Here is a 744-nt window from a genome sequence, read left to right as displayed (position 1 = left end):
TCGTGGACATGGGCCGGCGACCCCTGGTGAGGAGGCATCTTGACCTCGAGCAGGATCATCACGTCGCTCTCGGAGAGAATCCGCACGACGGCCGGGCTACTGAGCGGGCGCTCCTCGACATGGGTGATGTCGTGCCGCTCCGCGTCGGCGTTCGTCACGATGAGGGGTCGGGATGCGTCAGCCATGTCTTCCTTCGGTCGAGAGACAATGACTGTATACATTAAGTGTCCGAGGCGCACGGTTCAACGCACCATCCGCATCTCGTAGATGTCACGAGTGAGCGTCTTGATTCACAGAGTCGAGGTCTTGTATACATAACGGAACTGTCGGCGCGCGTGGACGAGGTGACCCGTGAAGTTCCATGAGGTGGTCGGGCGCGCACTGGTCGAGCAGGGCCTCACGACGGCGTTCGGTGTGATCGGCGACGCCAACCTGTTCATGATGGACAGCTTCGAACGCGTCGCGGGCGGGACCTATGTGGCGATGGCCAACGAGGCGGGTGCCGTCATGGCCGCGACCGGCTACGCCAGCGTCACCGGGACGCCGGGACTGGCCACCGTCACCCACGGCCCTGGGTTGACCAACACCGTGACCGCCCTGGTCGAGGCAGCCCGATCGCGTACCCCGCTCCTCCTGGTCGCGGGCGACACCCCGGTCGCGGACGGGGAGCACCTGCAAGACGTCGCCCAGCGAGAGGTGGTCCTCGCGACAGGCGCCGCCTTCGTGCGGGTGCGGGATCCGCAG

At 65.7% G+C, this 744-nt stretch carries 1 protein-coding gene; it reads left to right on the top strand.

From position 1 onward, the window contains the following. Positions 1-351 precede the first annotated feature (351 nt). Positions 352-744 (top strand): thiamine pyrophosphate-binding protein (locus tag Q0L15_RS15305; protein WP_296605318.1); only part of this gene is annotated, 393 nt, incomplete at its 3' end.

Source organism: Nocardioides sp., assembly GCF_024509035.1.
Classification (GTDB): Bacteria; Actinomycetota; Actinomycetes; order Propionibacteriales; family Nocardioidaceae; genus Nocardioides.
Note: the sequence above shows the minus strand (reverse complement) of the source record. Positions and strands in the feature narration are given on the sequence as shown.